This window comes from Vibrio sp. Sgm 5 (assembly GCF_026241575.1).
In the GTDB taxonomy this organism is placed as follows: Bacteria; Pseudomonadota; Gammaproteobacteria; order Enterobacterales; family Vibrionaceae; genus Vibrio; species Vibrio jasicida.
The window spans coordinates 1-1,566 of sequence record NZ_JAPHPY010000121.1; the positions used below are offsets into that span (position 1 = coordinate 1).

Annotated in this window: 1 rRNA gene; it reads right to left on the minus strand. The window is 53.3% G+C overall.

Annotation, left to right across the window (positions count from 1 at the left end):
- Nucleotides 1–11: 11 nt before the first annotated feature.
- A 16S ribosomal RNA gene (locus OQJ86_RS26275) occupies nt 12–1,564 on the minus strand.
- Nucleotides 1,565–1,566 lie beyond the last annotated feature (2 nt).

Below are 1,566 nucleotides of genomic sequence, written 5' to 3' on the forward strand. Positions count from 1 at the left end.
TAATCATCGTATAAGGAGGTGATCCAGCGCCAGGTTCCCCTAGCGCTACCTTGTTACGACTTCACCCCAGTCATGAACCACAAAGTGGTAAGCGTCCTCCCGAAGGTTAAACTACCTACTTCTTTTGCAGCCCACTCCCATGGTGTGACGGGCGGTGTGTACAAGGCCCGGGAACGTATTCACCGTGGCATTCTGATCCACGATTACTAGCGATTCCGACTTCATGGAGTCGAGTTGCAGACTCCAATCCGGACTACGACGCACTTTTTGGGATTCGCTCACTATCGCTAGCTTGCTGCCCTCTGTATGCGCCATTGTAGCACGTGTGTAGCCCTACTCGTAAGGGCCATGATGACTTGACGTCGTCCCCACCTTCCTCCGGTTTATCACCGGCAGTCTCCCTGGAGTTCCCGACATTACTCGCTGGCAAACAAGGATAAGGGTTGCGCTCGTTGCGGGACTTAACCCAACATTTCACAACACGAGCTGACGACAGCCATGCAGCACCTGTCTCAGAGTTCCCGAAGGCACCAATCCATCTCTGGAAAGTTCTCTGGATGTCAAGAGTAGGTAAGGTTCTTCGCGTTGCATCGAATTAAACCACATGCTCCACCGCTTGTGCGGGCCCCCGTCAATTCATTTGAGTTTTAATCTTGCGACCGTACTCCCCAGGCGGTCTACTTAACGCGTTAGCTCCGAAAGCCACGGCTCAAGGCCACAACCTCCAAGTAGACATCGTTTACGGCGTGGACTACCAGGGTATCTAATCCTGTTTGCTCCCCACGCTTTCGCATCTGAGTGTCAGTATCTGTCCAGGGGGCCGCCTTCGCCACCGGTATTCCTTCAGATCTCTACGCATTTCACCGCTACACCTGAAATTCTACCCCCCTCTACAGTACTCTAGTCTGCCAGTTTCAAATGCTATTCCGAGGTTGAGCCCCGGGCTTTCACATCTGACTTAACAAACCACCTGCATGCGCTTTACGCCCAGTAATTCCGATTAACGCTCGCACCCTCCGTATTACCGCGGCTGCTGGCACGGAGTTAGCCGGTGCTTCTTCTGTCGCTAACGTCAAATGATAGTGCTATTAACACTACCACCTTCCTCACGACTGAAAGTGCTTTACAACCCGAAGGCCTTCTTCACACACGCGGCATGGCTGCATCAGGCTTGCGCCCATTGTGCAATATTCCCCACTGCTGCCTCCCGTAGGAGTCTGGACCGTGTCTCAGTTCCAGTGTGGCTGATCATCCTCTCAGACCAGCTAGGGATCGTCGCCTTGGTGAGCCATTACCTCACCAACTAGCTAATCCCACCTAGGCATATCCTGACGCGAGAGGCCCGAAGGTCCCCCTCTTTGGCCCGTAGGCATCATGCGGTATTAGCCATCGTTTCCAATGGTTATCCCCCACATCAGGGCAATTTCCTAGGCATTACTCACCCGTCCGCCGCTCGACGCCCTTAACGTTCCCCGAAGGTTCAGTTAAGTCGTTTCCGCTCGACTTGCATGTGTTAGGCCTGCCGCCAGCGTTCAATCTGAGCCATGATCAAACTCTTCAATTTAA